Source organism: Sphingomonas sp. 4RDLI-65, assembly GCF_049472435.1.
Classification (GTDB): Bacteria; Pseudomonadota; Alphaproteobacteria; order Sphingomonadales; family Sphingomonadaceae; genus Sphingomonas.
Genome location: NZ_JBCEBT010000003.1, coordinates 397,134 through 414,090 on the forward strand (window position 1 = coordinate 397,134; position 16,957 = coordinate 414,090).

General features: G+C 66.1%; 12 protein-coding genes. 9 read left to right on the top strand and 3 right to left on the bottom strand.

The genetic code is table 11. From position 1 onward, the window contains the following. Positions 1-4: 4 nt before the first annotated feature. Entirely contained in the window at positions 5-2,236 is a 2,232-nt protein-coding gene (locus tag VH567_RS10040; protein WP_423325633.1) for a glycoside hydrolase family 3 N-terminal domain-containing protein, read from the bottom strand. Between the two features lie 78 nt (positions 2,237-2,314). Beyond that, entirely contained in the window at positions 2,315-4,213 is a 1,899-nt protein-coding gene (htpG, locus tag VH567_RS10045) for a molecular chaperone HtpG (protein ID WP_423325635.1), read from the bottom strand. A 385-nt stretch (positions 4,214-4,598) separates the two neighbouring features. Between htpG and VH567_RS10050 the strand changes: the two genes are divergently transcribed. The 8 genes from VH567_RS10050 (at position 4,599) to VH567_RS10085 (ending at position 14,431) form a co-directional block, all read left to right on the top strand. Beyond that, on the top strand, positions 4,599-6,227 hold the full coding sequence (locus VH567_RS10050) for a flavin monoamine oxidase family protein (protein ID WP_423325637.1): 1,629 nt from the start codon (positions 4,599-4,601) through the stop codon (positions 6,225-6,227). Positions 6,228-6,388: 161 nt separating this feature from the next. Further along, positions 6,389-8,941: a TonB-dependent receptor plug domain-containing protein gene (locus VH567_RS10055; RefSeq protein ID WP_423325639.1), complete on the top strand. Its 2,553-nt coding sequence runs from the start codon at positions 6,389-6,391 to the stop codon at positions 8,939-8,941. 54 nt (positions 8,942-8,995) lie between these two features. Beyond that, positions 8,996-9,508: a RidA family protein gene (locus VH567_RS10060; RefSeq protein WP_423325641.1), complete on the top strand. Its 513-nt coding sequence runs from the start codon at positions 8,996-8,998 to the stop codon at positions 9,506-9,508. Positions 9,509-9,679: 171 nt separating this feature from the next. Beyond that, on the top strand, positions 9,680-10,159 hold the full coding sequence (locus VH567_RS10065) for a DUF4126 domain-containing protein (RefSeq protein ID WP_423325643.1): 480 nt from the start codon (positions 9,680-9,682) through the stop codon (positions 10,157-10,159). Then, a complete protein-coding gene (locus tag VH567_RS10070; protein WP_423325645.1) occupies positions 10,159-11,550 on the top strand; it encodes an FAD-containing oxidoreductase in 1,392 nt (463 codons plus the stop codon). The genes VH567_RS10065 and VH567_RS10070 overlap by 1 nt, the downstream gene beginning before the upstream one ends. Further along, positions 11,547-13,205, top strand: a complete 1,659-nt coding sequence (locus VH567_RS10075) for an FAD-dependent oxidoreductase (RefSeq protein ID WP_423325647.1) — start codon at positions 11,547-11,549, stop codon at positions 13,203-13,205. Before VH567_RS10070 ends, VH567_RS10075 begins: the two co-directional genes overlap by 4 nt. Then, on the top strand, positions 13,202-13,507 hold the full coding sequence (locus VH567_RS10080; protein WP_423325649.1) for a UBP-type zinc finger domain-containing protein: 306 nt from the start codon (positions 13,202-13,204) through the stop codon (positions 13,505-13,507). The genes VH567_RS10075 and VH567_RS10080 overlap by 4 nt, the downstream gene beginning before the upstream one ends. Positions 13,508-13,759: 252 nt before the next feature. Further along, positions 13,760-14,431, top strand: coding sequence for a peptidylprolyl isomerase (locus VH567_RS10085; RefSeq protein WP_423325651.1), 672 nt, complete (start codon positions 13,760-13,762; stop codon positions 14,429-14,431). Positions 14,432-14,631: 200 nt separating this feature from the next. Here the strand turns inward: VH567_RS10085 and VH567_RS10090 are convergent, their stop codons facing one another. Continuing rightward, the gene (locus VH567_RS10090) at positions 14,632-16,248 is read right to left on the bottom strand and encodes an NAD(P)/FAD-dependent oxidoreductase (protein WP_423325653.1); all 1,617 of its coding nucleotides are present in this window, start codon (positions 16,246-16,248) and stop codon (positions 14,632-14,634) included. A 54-nt stretch (positions 16,249-16,302) separates the two neighbouring features. Between VH567_RS10090 and cobO the strand changes: the two genes are divergently transcribed. Next, positions 16,303-16,908: a cob(I)yrinic acid a,c-diamide adenosyltransferase gene (cobO, locus tag VH567_RS10095; protein WP_423325655.1), complete on the top strand. Its 606-nt coding sequence runs from the start codon at positions 16,303-16,305 to the stop codon at positions 16,906-16,908. Positions 16,909-16,957 lie beyond the last annotated feature (49 nt).

Here is a 16,957-nt window from a genome sequence, read left to right on the forward strand (position 1 = left end):
TGTCTTAAACGAGTTCGAAGCTTTGTTTCTCGCCATTGGTCGAACTGGTTGCGACCCAGAGATCGAACACCCCCGGCTCGATCACCCAATCGCCATCGCCCCAGAAGCGGAGGTCTTCGCGCTTCAGCGTCAGCGTCACGCGTTTCGATGCGCCCGGCGCCAGCGCAACGCGCGCGAACCCCTTCAGCTCGCGGACCGGGCGGGTGCGACTTGCGACCCGGTCGTGGATGTAGAGTTGCACCACTTCATCACCCGCCCGCGCGCCGGTGTTGGTCACCGTGGCTGTGACGGCAAGCGTATCGGTCATCCGCGCCGGCACGACGACGTTCGAGAGCGCAAAGCTCGTGTAGCTCAGGCCGTGCCCGAACGGATAAAGCGCCTCGTTCTTCGTCTCGCGGTACCGCGACTTGTATTCCTGGCTGCCCGTATCCGGCGCCGGGCGGCCGGTGTTCTTGTGGTTGTAGAAATAAGGCTCCTGCCCGCTTTCGTTGGGGAAGCTGGCGGACAGCTTTGCGGATGGATTGACGTCGCCGAACAGCACGTCGGCGATCGCATTGCCGCTTTCGGACCCGAGGAACCAGGTCGCGACGATCGCAGGCGCGTCCTTGACGGCGCCGTGGAGCGCGAGCGCGCGGCCGTGGCGAAGCAGGACGATGACCGGCTTGCCAGTCGCGGCAACGGCTTCGGCGAGCGCCATCTGCGGCGCAGGGATGGTGATCTCGGTGCGCGACTGCGCCTCGCCCGACATGAGTTGCGATTCGCCGACCGCGAGCAGGACGATATCGGCGGCCTGCGCAGCAGCAACGGCTGCGGCGATCCCGCCGGGCAGGGGCGCCTCGATGTCCGATCCCTGCGCCGTCGTCACGGTCAGACCCCGTGCGCGGAGGCCTTGTGCGATCGAGATGTTGAGCTTTTCGTCGGCCATGAATGCCCAGGTGCCGACGACGTTCTTGCGGTCCTCCGCGAACGGACCGATCAGCGCGATACGGCCGGGGTTCTTCTTCAAGGGCAACAGGTTGCCGTCATTTTTTAGCAACACGATCGAACGCGCACCGGCCTCGCGGCTGAGCTTCAGCATCGCCGGCGTCGAGACGCTGGTGCGCTCCGCCTTCTGGCTGACCGATCGGTAAGGGTTGTCGAACAGTCCGATCGCGTCCTTCAGATGGAGCACGCGGCGGACGCCTTCGTCGAGCCGGGCGAGCGGGACTTCGCCTTTCTCGACCAGATCGGGCAGCCACAGATTGAACAGGTTCGACTGCATGGCCATGTCCATGCCCGCCATGAAGGCCTTCTTCGCGGCATCGCGGCCGTCGCTGGCATAGCCATGCGCGATCAGTTCCTCGTCCGCGGTGTAGTCGCCGACCACCATGCCCCGGAACCGCCATTCGCCACGCAGGAGATCGGTCATCAGCCAGTGATTTCCGCTGGAAGGAACGCCGTCGATCTCGTTGAATGCGCTCATCAAAGTCGCGACCCCGGCGTCGACCGCCGCCTTGAACGGCGCAAGATGGACCTCGTGCAGCGTGGCCGGCGAAATCTCGGTGAAGTTATAGTCCTGGCCGCCGGAAACCGCGCCGTACGCCGCGAAATGCTTGGCGCAGGCGGCAACGCGGGTGGGATCGCGGAGGTCGTCACCCTGGAAACCGCGGACGCGCGCGCGTGCCAGCTGGATGCCGAGATACGGGTCTTCGCCAGAGCCCTCGGCGACGCGGCCCCAGCGCTGATCGCGGGCGACGTCGACCATCGGCGCGAAGGTCCAGTGGATCCCGAGGGCAGTGGTCTCCAGGGCAGCGGCACGCGCGGTACGTTCGGCGAGATCGGGATCGAACGCGCAGGCCTCGGCGATCGGCAGCGGATACGCCGTGCGCAGGCCATGGATCACGTCGCCCCCGAAGATCAGCGGGATCTTGAGCCGGGTGGCAAGCGCTGCATCCTGTGCCGCCTTGGCACCCGCATAGCCGACGCCGTTGAACAGCATGCCGATCTGCCCGGTCTTGATCCGCGCGATCTGCTCGGCCGCACCGCCGGTGGCGAGGCCCGGGTTGAACGGCACGCCGATCGGGCGGATCTGGTCGGAGAAGCAACTGAGCTGGCCGGCTTTTTCGGCCGGCGTCATCTTCGCGATCAGGCTCTCGATCCGGTCGCTCTGCGCAAACGCGGCGGTCGAGCCGAGCGACAGACCGGCGATGGCCGCGCTGCCGGTCAGCATCTGGCGGCGGTCTAGAATGGGCGACATTTCCTGCTCCTAAGTCTTTGGAGCGGACTAGTCGCTGGACCACGGTTCCGCAAATCTGTGGAACCGTGGTCGAGGGGCTTATCCCAGCGCGCGGTCGAACAGGCGTGAAAGACGAGCCGAGAAGGCGCGCGCGTCGACCGGGCGCTCGCCGTCGGCGATTTGCGCTTCGTCGAACAGCAGGTGGGCCGCATCCTCGCGCAGGCTCGCCTCGTCATCGCCGAGCGCCGCAAGCTTCGCGACCAGCGGGTTGGTCGGATTGATCTCAAGCACCGGCTTGGCCGCGGGCGGCGCCTGGCCGCTCATGGCGAGGATGCGTTCGAGTTGGCGGTCCATGCCGCTGTCCGCTGCGACGAGGCAGGCCGCACTGTCGGTGAGGCGTTCGGAAGCGCGCACGTCGGACACGGCGTCGGCCAGCGTCGTCTTCACGAACGCGATGAAGTCCGCGACCTCCGGGGCGGCATCGGACTTGGGCTGTTCGGCACCATCGACGAGCGGGATCAGGCCGAGATCGGCGGCGCCCTGCGTGACCGACTTGAACGGCTTGCCGTCATGGTCGATGCCTGCGGTCACCCAGAAGCCGTCGACCGAATCCGGCAGCAACAGGACTTCGATCCCACGGGCGCGGAATCCTTCGAGTTGCGGCGAGGCTTCGAGGCGGTCGAGATCGGTGCCGACCGCGTAGTAGATCGCGGTCTGGTTGTCCTTCATCGCCGCGACGTAGTCCGCGACCGAGCGCCACGCGCCGGCCGACGTCGTGGTCTTGAAGCGGGCCAGCTTGAGCAGCGCCTCGCGGCGTTCGAAATCCTCGTACAGCCCCTCCTTCAGGACTGCGCCGAAATTCTCCCAGATCTTCGCATACGCTTCCGGGTCGCGCGTCGCGAGCTTGTCGAGTTCGCCGAGCACGCGCCCGGTCACGCCCTTGCGGATCGCGGCGAGCATCGGGCTCTCTTGGATCATCTCGCGCGAGACGTTTAGCGGCAGATCGGACGAATCCACCAGTCCGCGCATGAAGCGGAGGTAGCGCGGCAGGACTTCGGCGTCGTCGGTGATGAAGACGCGCTTCACGTACAGCTTCATGCGGCCATTGCGGTCGGGATCGAACAGGTCGAACGGCTTGGCGCCCGGCACATAGGCGAGCACCGAATATTCGTGCAGCCCTTCCGCGCGGTAGTGCAGCGTCAGCGCGGGCTCGTCGAACTGGCCGGAGACGCTGCGGTAGAAATCGGCATAGTCCTCGGTGCTGATCTCGGACTTCGGCTTGGTCCACAGCGCAGCGCCATCGGCGATGTCGACGGGTTCGGCATCGGGCTTTTCGCGCAGGGTGATGGGAACGGGAACGTGGCCCGACTGGTCCTTGATCAGCCGCTCGACGGTATAGCGCTCGGTGAACTGGGTCGCGTCCTCGAGCAGGTGCAACACGACGCGGGTACCACGCGCCGGCGCTTCCGCGGTGTCGACGGGCGCGATCGTGTAGGTGCCGAGGCCGTCCGACGACCAGATCGAGGCGGTGTCCGCCCCGGCGCGGCGCGAGACCACGTCGACCTTGGCCGCCACCATGAACGCGGAATAGAAGCCGACGCCGAACTGGCCGATCAGCTGCGCGCCTTCGGAGCCGCTGGAGGCGGCGATGCGATCCATGAACGCCTTGGTGCCCGAGCGCGCGATCGTGCCGAGCGCCTCGCCCATGTCGTCGGCGGTCATGCCGATGCCATTGTCCTCGATCGTCAGCGTCTTCGCGTCGGGATCGAGCGTGATCGCGATCTGCGTGCGGGTCTCGTCGCCAAGCAGGTCGGGGGTGCTCAGCGCCTCGTACCGGAGCTTTTCGCAAGCATCGGCGGCGTTCGAGATCAGTTCGCGCAGGAATACGGTCTTATCCGAATAGACCGAATGCACCATCATGTGCAGTAGCCGCGCCACGTCCGCCTCGAAGGCGTGGGTTGCCGGTGCGGAAGCGTCGGGTGCGGTTTCGGTCGTCATGGGCAAGGCGGCTCTCTCGAAGAATGGATCGAGCCAAGAGTTGGCCGGGCGGCCGCGGGAATTCAAGGGTTGGCGTTCTGTGCGGTGCATTCGAGGCGCGACCTGGGTCCGGCCGAGAGTCCGGCCGATAGTTCGAGCGGGCGCCGCGAAGATTTCATTTGCGTTACAGCAGCAAGCGATGTTCAATCCGAAACGTTCAGTCAGAAGATGAGACGTGTCGAATTGCCACGTGAAGAAGAACATGATGTTCTTTTTCACTAACTGGCTGCTGTCCATCGTGATTGTTGGGGGATGATGACCTCGCAAGGTCGCTGCCGGGGTATATCCGGCGGCGTTTCTGATGCTCGGCAGGCCCTGGGAAGGCTTGTCGTTTTCGGGGGCCTTCATGATCACGCAGACCACGGCGATTACGCGTAGAACGATATTGGGACGGCTTGGCCTGATCGGCGGGCTGGGCGCGACGCTCGGCGCGATGCAGGCGCTCGGCCTGACGGGCGGACTGATCGGCACGTCGCACGCGGAGGGCATCGCGACATTGACGCCGACATTGGGCAAGGGCGTCCACGTCGTCGTGCTCGGTGCAGGGATCGCCGGCCTCACCGCGGCATACGAGCTCGAACAGGCCGGCTTTCGGGTGACGTTGCTCGAAGCAAGAGACCGGGTCGGCGGGCGCGCCTGGACGGTGCGTGACGGCGACAAAATCGAAATGATCGGCGAGGCGACGCAGACCGCCAAATTTTCCGATGGGATCTATTTCAACGCAGGGCCAGCCCGGATTCCGAGCTTTCACCAGGGGCTGATCGGGTATGCGAAGAAATTCGACGTGCCGCTGGAGGTGGAGGTCAATTCGAGCCGCTCGGCCTATGTGATGGGCGAGAATGGCGGCAAGATCCGGATGCGGACCGCGATCAACGACATGCGCGGGCATATCGCCGAACTGCTCGCCAAGGCGCTCAACCAGGGCGCGCTCGACCAGGCGATGACCGCGGCGGACAAGCAGAAGCTGCTTCCGTTCCTGCGGGCCTATGGCGATCTCGGCACGGATTACGCCTTCGCCGGCACCGAGCGTTCGGGGTTCGGTGCGGCGCCGGGTGCGGGCGTCACGTTTTCATCCGCCGGGACCGCGGTACCGCTCGACCAGCTGCTCGCGAACGAGCGGCTGCCGATGACGCTGTTCGAAGACAATCTTTACATGCAGGCGACGATGTTCGAGCCGGTCGGGGGCATGGACTGGATCCACGCCGGGTTCGACCGCAACCTGCGCCGCGCGGCGATCCGCGGCGCCGAGGTGACCAGGATCCGCCATACGCCACAGGGCGTCGACGTGGTCTACCGCGACAAGGCGAGCGATGTCGTCGAGACGGTGACGGCGGATTACATCATCTGCACGATCCCGTTCCCGGTGCTGGCGGCGATCGACACGGACTTCTCGCCCGCGCTCAAGACGACGATCGCCGGGGTGGTCTACGATCATTCGAACAAGGTCGCGTTCGAGAGCCCGCGGTTCTGGGAACGCGAGCAGATCTATGGCGGCATCTCGTTCGTCGGCGGACCCACCACGCTGGTCTGGTATCCGTCGGCCGGGCTGCATTCGACGCGCGGCATGCTGCTCGGCTGCTATTCGTCGGGGCCGACTGCGGCCGAATTCGCCAAGCGACCGATCGCCGAGCAGATCGCGTTTTCGCGGGGGGTGGTCGACCGGTTGCACCCGGGGCACGGCGCCGATCTGGTCAATGGAATCGCGGTCAACTGGCACAAGATCCCCTATAGCCTAGGCCCCTGGCCGGACTGGAACGCGGGCAGCGCGAATGGCCATCAGGAAGGGCATATCGATACGCCGGGCTTCCGCCTGCTCCAGCAACCCGACGGGCGCGTATATTTCGCCTCTGCCGCGCTCAGCCAGACGCCGGGCTGGCAGGAGGGTGGCATCCAATCCGCGCAAGGTCAGGTGATGGCACTCGCCCGGCGCGTCGCCGCGCAGGCGGTGACGGAACGACGTCGCAAGGCAGCATGACCTGCGCGCCGCGTGGAAAGGCGCCACCTTAAAGCACAGGTGCAATTGGTAGCAGCCTGTCTGTCGGTTGCGTGCGTGAATAAGCCTCCGCGAATGACGTAAGTCATTGCGGTCTATTGGAGGGGAGCCTGCTAGCGATCAGCAATAAGGGGGGAATCCTTATGAAGACTGTTACCAGCATTTCACGCGGCGCGCTTGTCATTGCGCTGGCAAGCCTGTCGACCGTCGCTGCCCATGCGCAGGTCGTCGAAGCGGCGGGGCAGGCCTCGGCCCAGGCCATGGCGGAGCAGGGCGACGACATCATCGTGACCGGCACGCGGGCAACTGGGATCACGGCCGCCGAAAGCGCTGCGCCGATCAAGGTGCTCGGGGCCGAACTGATGAGCCATGTCGGCCAGCCGAACCTCAACCAGATCCTCACGCAGCTGGTGCCGTCGTTCACCGCGCAGGCGTTTGGCGGCGATACCGCGAACCTGACGCTGTCCGCGCGGTTGCGCGGGCTGAGCCCGAACCACACACTGGTTCTGATCAATGGCAAACGACGCCATGGCACCGCAAATCTCGCAGTCCTTGGTGGCCCCTATCAGGGCGCCGCGACCGCCGATCTCGACCTGATCTCGCCATCGTCGATCAAGCGCATCGAAGTGCTCGAGGACGGCGCGGCGGCACAATATGGCTCGGACGCGATTGCAGGCGTCATCAACATCATCCTGAAAGACAATGATTCGGGCGGCGACGGCTATGTCACCGCGGGCGAGAACTACGACACCGGCGGTCGCACCTATGCCGGTACGCTGCACATCGGCACCAAGATCGGCGAGGACGGCTTCTTCAACATCACCGCATTCCATCGCTATCACGATTTTACGCAAGTCGGCGGGCTCGATCGGCGCGTGACCGATATCAACGGCACCCTACTGACCAGCCTGTCCGCGCTCCAGAAGACGCTCTATTCCAACATTCCGGGCTATCCCTACGTCAACAAGATCAACGGCGATGCGCAGTCGCGGCTGACCAACCTGCAATACAACACCGCCTATGATTTCGGCGGCGTCGAGGCGTACAGCTTCGGGACGTTCTCGCGGCGGATTGCCAGCGCTTACGAGAATCTGCGCGTGCCGACCCGCGTGTCGCGCACGGTCAACGGCGTCACGACCTATTTCGACCCCGAAGGCGACAGCCCGGTCAACGGGTTTTCGCCGCGCGAGAAGATCCGCGAGGACGACATGGCGTTCACCGGCGGCGTGCGCGGCGATGCGGGCGGCTTTCATTACGACCTGTCGACGACGTTCGGGCAGGACAAGAACCTGATCTACACCGTCGATTCCGCCAACGCCTCGCTCTACGCCGATACCGGGTTCACACCGACGAGCTTCTACAACGGCTTCTTCAAGTCGAGCGAACTCACCGCCAACGCCGATTTCACGCGCGCGATTGAGGTCGGCATGGTCGAGCCGCTCAACGTCGCCTTCGGGGGCGAGTATCGCAAGAACGTCTACGAGATCGGCGCGGGCGATGCCGCATCGACCTACAAGGAGGGCGGGCAATCCTATCCGGGGTTCCGCCAGTCGGATGCGGGTGTCAACGGCCGCGAGAACCAGTCGGCTTATCTCGACGTCGCGGCGATGCTGACCGATGCCTGGAAGTTCGACGGCGCGGTCCGCTACGAGCATTATTCGGATTTCGGCAGCAAGGTGATCTTCAAGGGCACGTCGCGCTATGATTTCACCGACATGGTCGCGTTGCGCGGCACGGTGGCGACCGGCTTCCGGGCGCCGACGCTGGCCGAATCCTATTATTCCGCCACCAACGTCTCGCCGACTTCCGCGTTCGTCCAGCTGCCGGCCAATTCGGCCGCAGCCAAGCTGCTCGGGTTCGAGAATCTGAAGCCCGAGAAATCGACCAACTTCAGCCTCGGCACGGTATTCCGCCCCGCGCCCAAGCTGACGATCACGCTCGACGCGTATCAGGTGCGGATCAAGGACCGTATCCTCGGGACGGGCACGATCTACAGTTCGGGGGGCGGCACCAACGCCGCGGGCCAGTCGCTGAACTTCCCGCTGGTCCGTGCCGCGATCGAAGCCAATGGCAACGTCCTCGACCCGACGGTGTCGCAGACCGGCGTCAACATCTTCACCAACGGTGCCGATACCCGCACCCGCGGCATCGACCTCGTCGTCAGCTATCCGACCGATTTCGGCGAGTATGGCACGGTCAGCTGGACGGTGTCGGGCAATTACAACAAGACCAAGGTCTACAACCTCAAGGCCGCACCGTCGCTGGTCAATGATGGCCGCGTCACGGTCAACCAGGCGGTGTTCGATGCCGAGGCGGTCAGCAATATCGAGACCGCATCGCCGCGCGTGAAGCTGGTGACGTCCGCCTTCTACACGCTCGACAAGTTCTCCGCGACGCTGCGGGGGACGGTCTACGGCAAGTCTTCGTCGAAATACTCGCCCGACGGCGCGGACTATTACAACCAGAAGATCGGGACCGCGTTCGTCGGCGACGTCGAGCTGAACTACAAGCTGACCAAGGAACTGGAGCTGTCGATCGGCGCGAACAACGTGTTCGACACGCAACCGCCGACGGTTCAGGTTCTGGCCGACGGCACGATCGTCAACGGGGGCAATGTGTATGACGCACCGCTCACGTTCAGCCCGTACGGGATCAATGGCGGCTATTATTACGCGCGGTTCAACGTCAGCTTCTGATCCCAAACCGGGCGCGGTACGATTGCCGCGCCCCAACCATCGATGGAGACCAGCATGATCAAGCTTTCCTGCGCAGCGATCGTCGCTACGCTCGCACTATTCGGGGCATCGCCGGCGATCGCCGCCGACGCCGTGGTCGTGCGCCACGCGAACACGCCGCCCGGGCTGATCCTGCAAGGCGTGACCGTGGCAGCGGGCGCGAAGATGCTGTATCTCAGCGGGCAACTCGCCGCCCCGATCGACCCTGCCAAGAAGATCGCACCCGCCGACCTGACGATTGCGGATTTCGGCGATACCAGGACGCAGACGATCAGCGTGTTCACCAAGATCAAGGCGCTTCTGGCGGCACAGGGGTTCGCGATGCAGGACGTCATCAAGCTGACGGTGTTCGTCGCGGGCGATCCGAAGCTAGGCGGCAAGATGGATTTTGCGGGCATGAACGATGCGTTCAAGATGTTCTTCGGGACGGCGGAGAACCCGAATACGGTCGCGCGCTCGACCGTGCAGGTCGCTGCACTGGCGGGCCCGGCATTCCTGGTCGAGATCGAGGCCACCGCAGCGAAATAAACTCTGCCGGCGTCCACCGTGGCGATCGCAGTACATTTCAGCATGTTGTGAAGACGTCGTCTGCCACCGCCAAGTACCCAGCCGCATTTACGACGTACAGCGGCAGATGTGTGGTTTGACCTTGACTGTCAGGCGTGAGAGCGTCGTCACTACGCCGGATTGGAGATTGCCATGCTCGTCACCCCGCTCATTCTCGGACTCATCCTAGCCTTTGCGATCGGCGTCGTCGCGGGATTGCGTGCTTTTCTCGCGCTGGCCGCGGTGGCTTGGGCGGCCGTTTGGGGCCTGTTGCCGTTACAGGGAACGTGGCTGATGCTCGTGGGGTGGCGGTTCACGCCGTGGATCCTGACATTCCTGGCCGTGGGCGAACTCGTCACCGATCAGCTGCCGTCCACGCCTAGCCGCAAGGTGCCGGTGCAATTTGGCGCGCGCCTCGTGACCGGGGGGCTGTCGGGCGCGACGATCGGCTACGGGATCGGCGCGCCGCTGCCGGGGCTGGTGCTCGGCATCGTCGGTGCGGTGATCGGGACCTATGGCGGCGCTGCACTGCGGGCACGGCTGGCGGCGGCGTTCGGGCAGGATCGTCCGGCGGCACTGATCGAGGATGCGGTCGCGATCCTCGGGGCGGTGCTGGTCGTCGGGGCGCTGTAATGCCGGTTGCGGAGGAGCCGTTCGATGCGATCATCGTCGGCGCGGGGCAGGCCGGGCCGCCGCTCGCCGGGCGGCTGACGGCGGCGGGCATGCGTGTCGCGCTGATCGAGCGGAAGCTGGTCGGCGGGACGTGCGTCAATACCGGGTGCATGCCGACCAAGACGCTCGTCGCGAGCGCTTATGCCGCGCATTTGGCCCGACGCGCCGCCGACTTCGGGGTGCGGACCGGAGACGTCTCGATCGACATGCCGGCGGTGGCGGCGCGCGCGCGGGCAGTCGTCACGGACGCGCGATCGAGCAACGAACGCTGGCTGGAGGGCATGGCGGGGCTCACCTTCCTGCGCGGGCATGCGCGGTTCACCGGCCCGCACACGATCGCGGTCGACGACCGGATACTGACGGCACCGCGGATATTCCTGAACGTCGGCGGCCGCGCGAGCGTGCCCGACATGCCGGGCGTCGGCGATGTCTCGCATCTCGACAATACCGACATGGTGGCGCTGGACCGCGTGCCCGATCATCTCGTGATCGTCGGCGGAAGCTATATCGGATTGGAGTTCGCCCAGATGTATCGCCGGTTCGGTGCCGCGGTGACCGTGATCGAGCGCGGCGAACGATTGATCGGGCACGAAGACCCGGACGTCTCGCAGGCCATCCGCGAGATCCTCGAAGACGAGGGTATAACGGTGCGGACGGGCGCGAACTGCATCGCCTTCGCCCCGCACGAGACCGGCGTCGCGGTATCGGTCGATTGCCAGGCAGGCGATCCGTCGGTGATCGGCAGCCACGTGCTGCTCGCCGTCGGGCGCAGGCCCAATACCGACGATCTCGGGCTCGGTCTGGCGGGGGTCACGCTCGATGCGAAGGGCTATGTGGTGGTCGACGACACGCTCGAAACGAGCGTCCCCGGGATCTGGGCACTGGGCGATTGCAACGGCCGCGGCGCGTTCACGCATACCGCCTATAACGACTTCGAGATCGTCGCCGCCAACCTGCTCGATGGTGAGGATCGCAAGGTCAGCCAGCGGTTGCCCGGCTATGCGCTGTATACCGATCCGCCGCTCGGCCGGGTCGGCATCACGCAGACCGAGGCGGAGGCATCGGGGCGGCCGATCCTGGTATCGAAGCGGCCGATGACGCGGGTCGGGCGCGCGATCGAAAAGGGCGAGACCAAGGGCTTCATGACGATCGTCGCCGACTCCGGGACGCAGCGTATCCTGGGGGCGGCGATCCTCGGTACCGGCGGCGACGAAGCGATCCACGGGATCCTCGACATGATGAACGCCGACCAGCCGATATCGGCGCTGCGCTGGGCGGTGCCGATCCATCCGACCGTGTCCGAGCTGATCCCGACGCTGTTGCTCGGCCTCGCGGCGCCGGCGCGATCATGAGCAGCGTCGCCGCCCGCGAGTACCAGATGTTCCCGGTGCTCGACGCGGGCCAGATGGAGACCGCCAAGCGTTTTGCGAGCGGCCCGGAACGCGTCTTCGCCGCCGGCGAGGACGTCTATGCGATCGGCGAGCAGGGCGCGCCGGCATGGCTGGTGCTCGCGGGAACGATCGATGTCGTCCGGCGCGACGGGCTGAGCCACGAGGCGCCGGTGACGACGCATGGCGCCGGGCAACTCACCGGCGAGGTCAACCAGCTGGCCGGCCGCCCGTCGATCGCGCGCGGCACCGCGGGCGCGGACGGGTGCACCGCGCTGCCGTTCGATCCGGCGCATCTGCGCGCGTTGATGGTCGGCTCGGCGGACGTCGGCGAGATCGTCATGCGCGCGCTGATCCTGCGCCGCGTCGGGTTGATCGAGCAGGGCAGCGGCGGAACGATCATCGTCGGTGTGCCGGGCAGCCCCGACATCGTCCGGTTGCAGGGTTTCCTCACGCGGTCGGGCTATCCCAACATCGTGCTCGATGCCGCGTCGGACGAGGAGGGGCGCGCGCTGGTCGAGCGGATCGGGGTGCCGCACGGCGACCTGCCGCTGGTGGTCTGTCCGAACGGGACAGTCCTGAAACGACCGTCCGACGTCGAGGTGGCGGCATGCCTGGGGATCACGCCCGACCTCGATCCGGCGGCGGTGTACGATGTCGCGATCGTCGGCGCGGGGCCGGCGGGGCTGGCGGCGGCGGTGTATGCCGCGTCCGAGGGACTGTCGGTGATCGTGCTCGACGAACGCGCGATCGGCGGGCAGGCGGGCGCGTCGGCGCGGATCGAGAATTATCTGGGGTTCCCGACCGGCATCTCGGGGCAGGCGCTGGCCGGGCGTGCGTTCAACCAGGCGCTGAAGTTCGGCGCCGAGATCGCCATTCCGCTGGAAGTGGCCCGGCTCGATTGCGACGATGCGCGACCGGCGGACGATCCGCTGATCCTTGCGCTGCCCGACCAGCGGCAGGTGCGATCGCGCACCGTGATCGTCGCATCGGGCGCACGCTATCGCCGGCCTGACATTCCTGATCTGGCGATGTTCGAGGGGGCGGGCGTCTCCTATTGGGCGTCGCCGATCGAGGCGCGGTTGTGCGAGGGCGAGGAAGTGGCGCTGGTCGGCGGCGGCAATTCGGCGGGGCAGGCGGTGGTGTTCCTCGCGCCGCGCGTGAAGCAGCTGCACCTGATCGTCCGACGCGATCTAGCAGCGACGATGTCGAAATACCTGATCGACCGGATCGCCGCGCTGGCCAACGTGACTCTGCATGTCGGGAGCGAGATCGTCGGGCTGGAGGGCGAGCGGGCGACCGGGCTGACCGCGGCGACGTTCCGCAATCGCATCGACGGATCGACCAGCCGGTGCGAAGTGCGCCATCTGTTCCTGTTCATCGGCGCCGATCCGAATGCCGGCTGGTTGCAGGGCTGCGTCGATACCGACGACAAGGGCTTTATCATCACCGGCATGGCGGCCCTGCCGTTGCAGACGAGCCGCGCGCGGGTGTTTGCGATCGGCGACGTCCGTGCGGGCTCGACCAAGCGAGTCGCGGCGGCGGTCGGCGAGGGCGCGGCGGTGGTCGCGCAGGTCCATATGGCCTTGGCCGACGCCGCGGAACGGAGCGGACGATGAGCTACGGATGCACGCATATGGACACGATCGCGGCGGTCGAGCCGAGTGCGAAAGGGTGCGAAGACTGCCTGCGGATGGGGAGCCAATGGGTGCATCTACGACTGTGCCGGACCTGCGGGCATGTTGGCTGCTGCGACGATTCCCCGCACCGCCACGCGACTGCGCATTTTCAGGCGACGCGGCATCCGATCATCGAGGGCTACGACCCGCCCGAAGGCTGGGGCTGGTGCTTCGTCGACGAGACGATGGTCGATTTGCCCGACCAGACACCGCAATGGGGTCCGATCCCGCGCTATGTTTGAGGGGAAGGCGTTCGAACAGACTTGATCGTTCAATACCACCCCGGCGAAGGCCGGGGCCCAATTGGCAAGGCGGGAGTAACGGCAGACGGTCCTTCGACATTACCGTCCCCCAATTGGGCCCCGGCCTTCGCCGGGGTGGTGTAGCGCCGGGTGGCAAGTACTTTCGATCAACCACACTCGGTCACCCTCGCTTGCGTCGCCGCACCCCGACCGCTAGCCGACCTCCATCGGTAAAAGCGTGAGTGACCTACGATGCGGCGTATCATGATGGGGCTGTTCGCCATTGCGGCGCTCGCCACGGCGGGATCTGCACAGCAGGCGAACCGCGCAGGACCGAAACCGGGGATCGTCCGCGTCCGCCTCGTGACCTCGGAGGGACCGATCCTGCTCGCGCTCGACACGCGCCATGCGCCGAAGACCACCGCGAACTTCCTCGCATATGTCGATGACGGGCGGTTCGACGGGACCGACTTCTACCGCGCGAGCCGGCAGAAATCGGCGCCGAAGCTCGGCTTCATCCAGGCGGGAATCCGCACCGATGCGCGCCGCATCCTGCCGCCGTTCCCGCTCGAAACGACCGCGATGACCGGGATCAAGCACGGCGCCGCGACGATCTCGATGGCGCGGGGCATGAACCCGGCGTCGGCGGGCGGCAATTTCTTCATCACCGTCGGGCCTGCGCCGGCGATGGACGCGCGGGCGGGCTATCCGGGGTATGCGGCGTTCGGTCACGTCGTTGCGGGGATGGACGTGGTGAAGCGCATCCTCGCCAAGCCGACCGGCGGCGGGATGGATGCGTTCAAGGACCAGATGATCCTGAAGCGCGTGGCGCTGGTGAGTGCGCGGCGGCTCGACGGCGTGGCTAAGCCGACGGGGTTGCCGCGGGCGTGGCTGATCAAGACGCGGCCTGATTGGGTGAAGTGAAGTTTCGACGCTAGCGGATGGCTTCTTTGCTCACCGCCAATTGGGTCGCGCGTCTGCCCACCGAACACCCGGACCACCCCGGCGAAGGCCGGGCCCAATTGGGACGGCCCCAGTAACGTAGGGTAGTCCCCTGTGAGTGACGTCCCCCAATTGGGCCCTGGCCTCCGCCGGGGAGGTATTCTGGAAGTTAGTCCCGTCAGTCATGCAGTCAGGCTGAGCGCGACGGCCTCGGCGACCTTTATCCCGTCGACCGCCGCGGAGAGGATTCCCCCCGCATAGCCGGCACCTTCGCCCGCCGGGAACAGGCCGGGGGTGTTGAGGCTCACGAAGTCGTCCCCGCGCGTGATCCTCACTGGCGAAGAGGTTCGCGTCTCGACCCCTGTCAGGACGGCGTCGGGGTGGTCGTAGCCGGGAATCTCGCGGCCGAACGCAGGCAACGCCTCGCGCAAGGCCGTAATCGCGAACTCGGGCAGGCACTCCGACAGGTCGGTCATATGTACGCCCGGCTTGTACGACGGGATCACCGAGCCGAGCGCGGTCGAGGCGCGGCTCGCGAGCAGGTCGCCGATGCGTTGCGCGGGCGCCTTGTAGTTCGAGCCGCCGGCGACATAGGCGCGCGATTCCCAGTGGCGTTGGAGTTCGATCCCGGCGAGCGGGTGGCCGGGATAGTCGCGCTCGGGATCGATGCCGATGACGATGCCAGAGTTCGCGTTGCGTTCGTTGCGCGAATATTGGCTCATGCCGTTGGTCGCGACGCGGCCCTCTTCGGAGGTCGCGGCGACGACGGTGCCGCCGGGGCACATGCAGAAGCTGTAGACCGTCCGCCCGTTCTTGCAGTGGTGCGACAGGCTGTATGCCGCCGCGCCGAGATCGGGGTGGCCCGCGCAGGGGCCGAACCGGGCTTCGTCGATCCAAGACTGCGGATGCTCGATGCGGACGCCGATCGAGAAGGGCTTGGCCTCGACGTGGACGCCCTTGGCATGGAGCATCTCGAACGTGTCGCGCGCGCTGTGCCCGACCGCGAAGACGACGTGGTTGGCTTCGAGATAGTCGCCGGTGCTCAGGTGGAGCCCGCGGAGCTGGCGCGTGCCCGCCTCCTCGACGATGTCGAGACCGTCGACGCGGGTCGAGAAGCGGTATTCGCCACCCAGCGCCTCGATCGTCTCGCGCATGCTTTCGACCATCGTGACGAGGCGGAAGGTACCGATGTGCGGATGTGCTTCCGTCAGGATTTCGGGCGGTGCGCCGGCTTTCACGAACTCGGTCAGGACTTTCCGGCCGAGATGGCGCGGGTCCTTGATCTGGCTCCAGAGCTTGCCGTCGGAGAAGGTGCCGGCACCGCCCTCGCCGAACTGGACGTTCGATTCGGGGTTGAGGACGCTCTTGCGCCAGAGGCCCCACGTGTCCTTGGTGCGCTCGCGGACGACTTTGCCGCGGTCGAGGATGATCGGGCGGAACCCCATCTGCGCGAGGATCAGGCCCGCGAACAGCCCGCACGGGCCTGCGCCGACGACCACGGGACGCGGGCCGGTATAGCTCGCGCCGCCCTTGGTGACGAAGCGATAGCCCGTGTCCGGGGTGCGCTGGACGTGGCGGTCCTTGCGGAAGCGCTGGAGCACCGTGTCCTCGTTCTTGAGCGTGACGTCGACCGAATAGACGAGCTGGATGTCCATCTTGTCGCGGGCATCGTGCGCGCGTCGCGCCACGGTGTAGCGGATCAGGTCGCGCGGTGTGACGCGCAGGCGATCGCGGATCGCGGCGGGGAGCGCTTCGTCGGCGTGGTTGAGCGGGAGCTTGAGGTCGGTGATGCGGAGCATGGGGGACGCTCTAGCGCCGCGCGGCGCGATCCGCCATCGGGAGGACGAGAGGACATGATCATGCGGACCGACGACGAGCAGAATGCCAAGAGTGCCAGGCGCAAGGAGGTCCACGACAAGATCGTCGCGAGCAAGACGATCGAGAAGGGCTTGATCATCGTCCACACCGGCAAGGGCAAGGGCAAGTCGACCGCCGCGTTCGGCATGGCGGTGCGGATGATCGGGCATGGGCGCAAGGTCGGCGTGGTGCAGTTCGTCAAGGGCGCGATGGCGACCGGCGAGAAGGCGGTGTTCGATGCGTTCCCGGACCTGTGCGAGTTCAAGCCGATGGGGGAGGGCTTCACGTGGGACACGCAGGATCGTGCGCGCGACATCGCAGTGGCGCGCGAGGCGTGGGACGAGGTGAAGCGGATGATCGCCGATCCGTCCTATGCGATGGTGGTGGCCGACGAGCTGAACATCGTGTTGCGGTATGAGTATCTGCCGGTCGACGAGGTGCTGGCGGTGCTGGCGGCTAAGCCTGAGATGACGCATGTCGTCATAACCGGGCGCAACGCGCCGGATGCACTGATCGAGATGGCGGACCTGGTGACGGAGATGACGCAAGTGAAGCATCCGTTCCGGTCGGGGGTGAAGGCGCAGGCGGGGGTGGAGTTCTGACGTCTTGATCCTCCCCTGTCAGGGGAGGATTAGAGGCTGCTTGTCTACC

Bases quoted from the DNA above. Each gene is read 5' to 3' on its own strand.
- VH567_RS10040 (WP_423325633.1), bottom strand. From the start codon at position 2,236: ATGTCGCCCATTCTAGACCGCCGCCAGATGCTGACCGGCAGCGCGGCC.
- htpG (WP_423325635.1), bottom strand. From the start codon at position 4,213: ATGACGACCGAAACCGCACCCGACGCTTCCGCACCGGCAACCCACGCC.
- VH567_RS10050 (WP_423325637.1), top strand. From the start codon at position 4,599: ATGATCACGCAGACCACGGCGATTACGCGTAGAACGATATTGGGACGG.
- VH567_RS10055 (WP_423325639.1), top strand. From the start codon at position 6,389: ATGAAGACTGTTACCAGCATTTCACGCGGCGCGCTTGTCATTGCGCTG.
- VH567_RS10060 (WP_423325641.1), top strand. From the start codon at position 8,996: ATGATCAAGCTTTCCTGCGCAGCGATCGTCGCTACGCTCGCACTATTC.
- VH567_RS10065 (WP_423325643.1), top strand. From the start codon at position 9,680: ATGCTCGTCACCCCGCTCATTCTCGGACTCATCCTAGCCTTTGCGATC.
- VH567_RS10070 (WP_423325645.1), top strand. From the start codon at position 10,159: ATGCCGGTTGCGGAGGAGCCGTTCGATGCGATCATCGTCGGCGCGGGG.
- VH567_RS10075 (WP_423325647.1), top strand. From the start codon at position 11,547: ATGAGCAGCGTCGCCGCCCGCGAGTACCAGATGTTCCCGGTGCTCGAC.
- VH567_RS10080 (WP_423325649.1), top strand. From the start codon at position 13,202: ATGAGCTACGGATGCACGCATATGGACACGATCGCGGCGGTCGAGCCG.
- VH567_RS10085 (WP_423325651.1), top strand. From the start codon at position 13,760: ATGCGGCGTATCATGATGGGGCTGTTCGCCATTGCGGCGCTCGCCACG.
- VH567_RS10090 (WP_423325653.1), bottom strand. From the start codon at position 16,248: ATGCTCCGCATCACCGACCTCAAGCTCCCGCTCAACCACGCCGACGAA.
- cobO (WP_423325655.1), top strand. From the start codon at position 16,303: ATGATCATGCGGACCGACGACGAGCAGAATGCCAAGAGTGCCAGGCGC.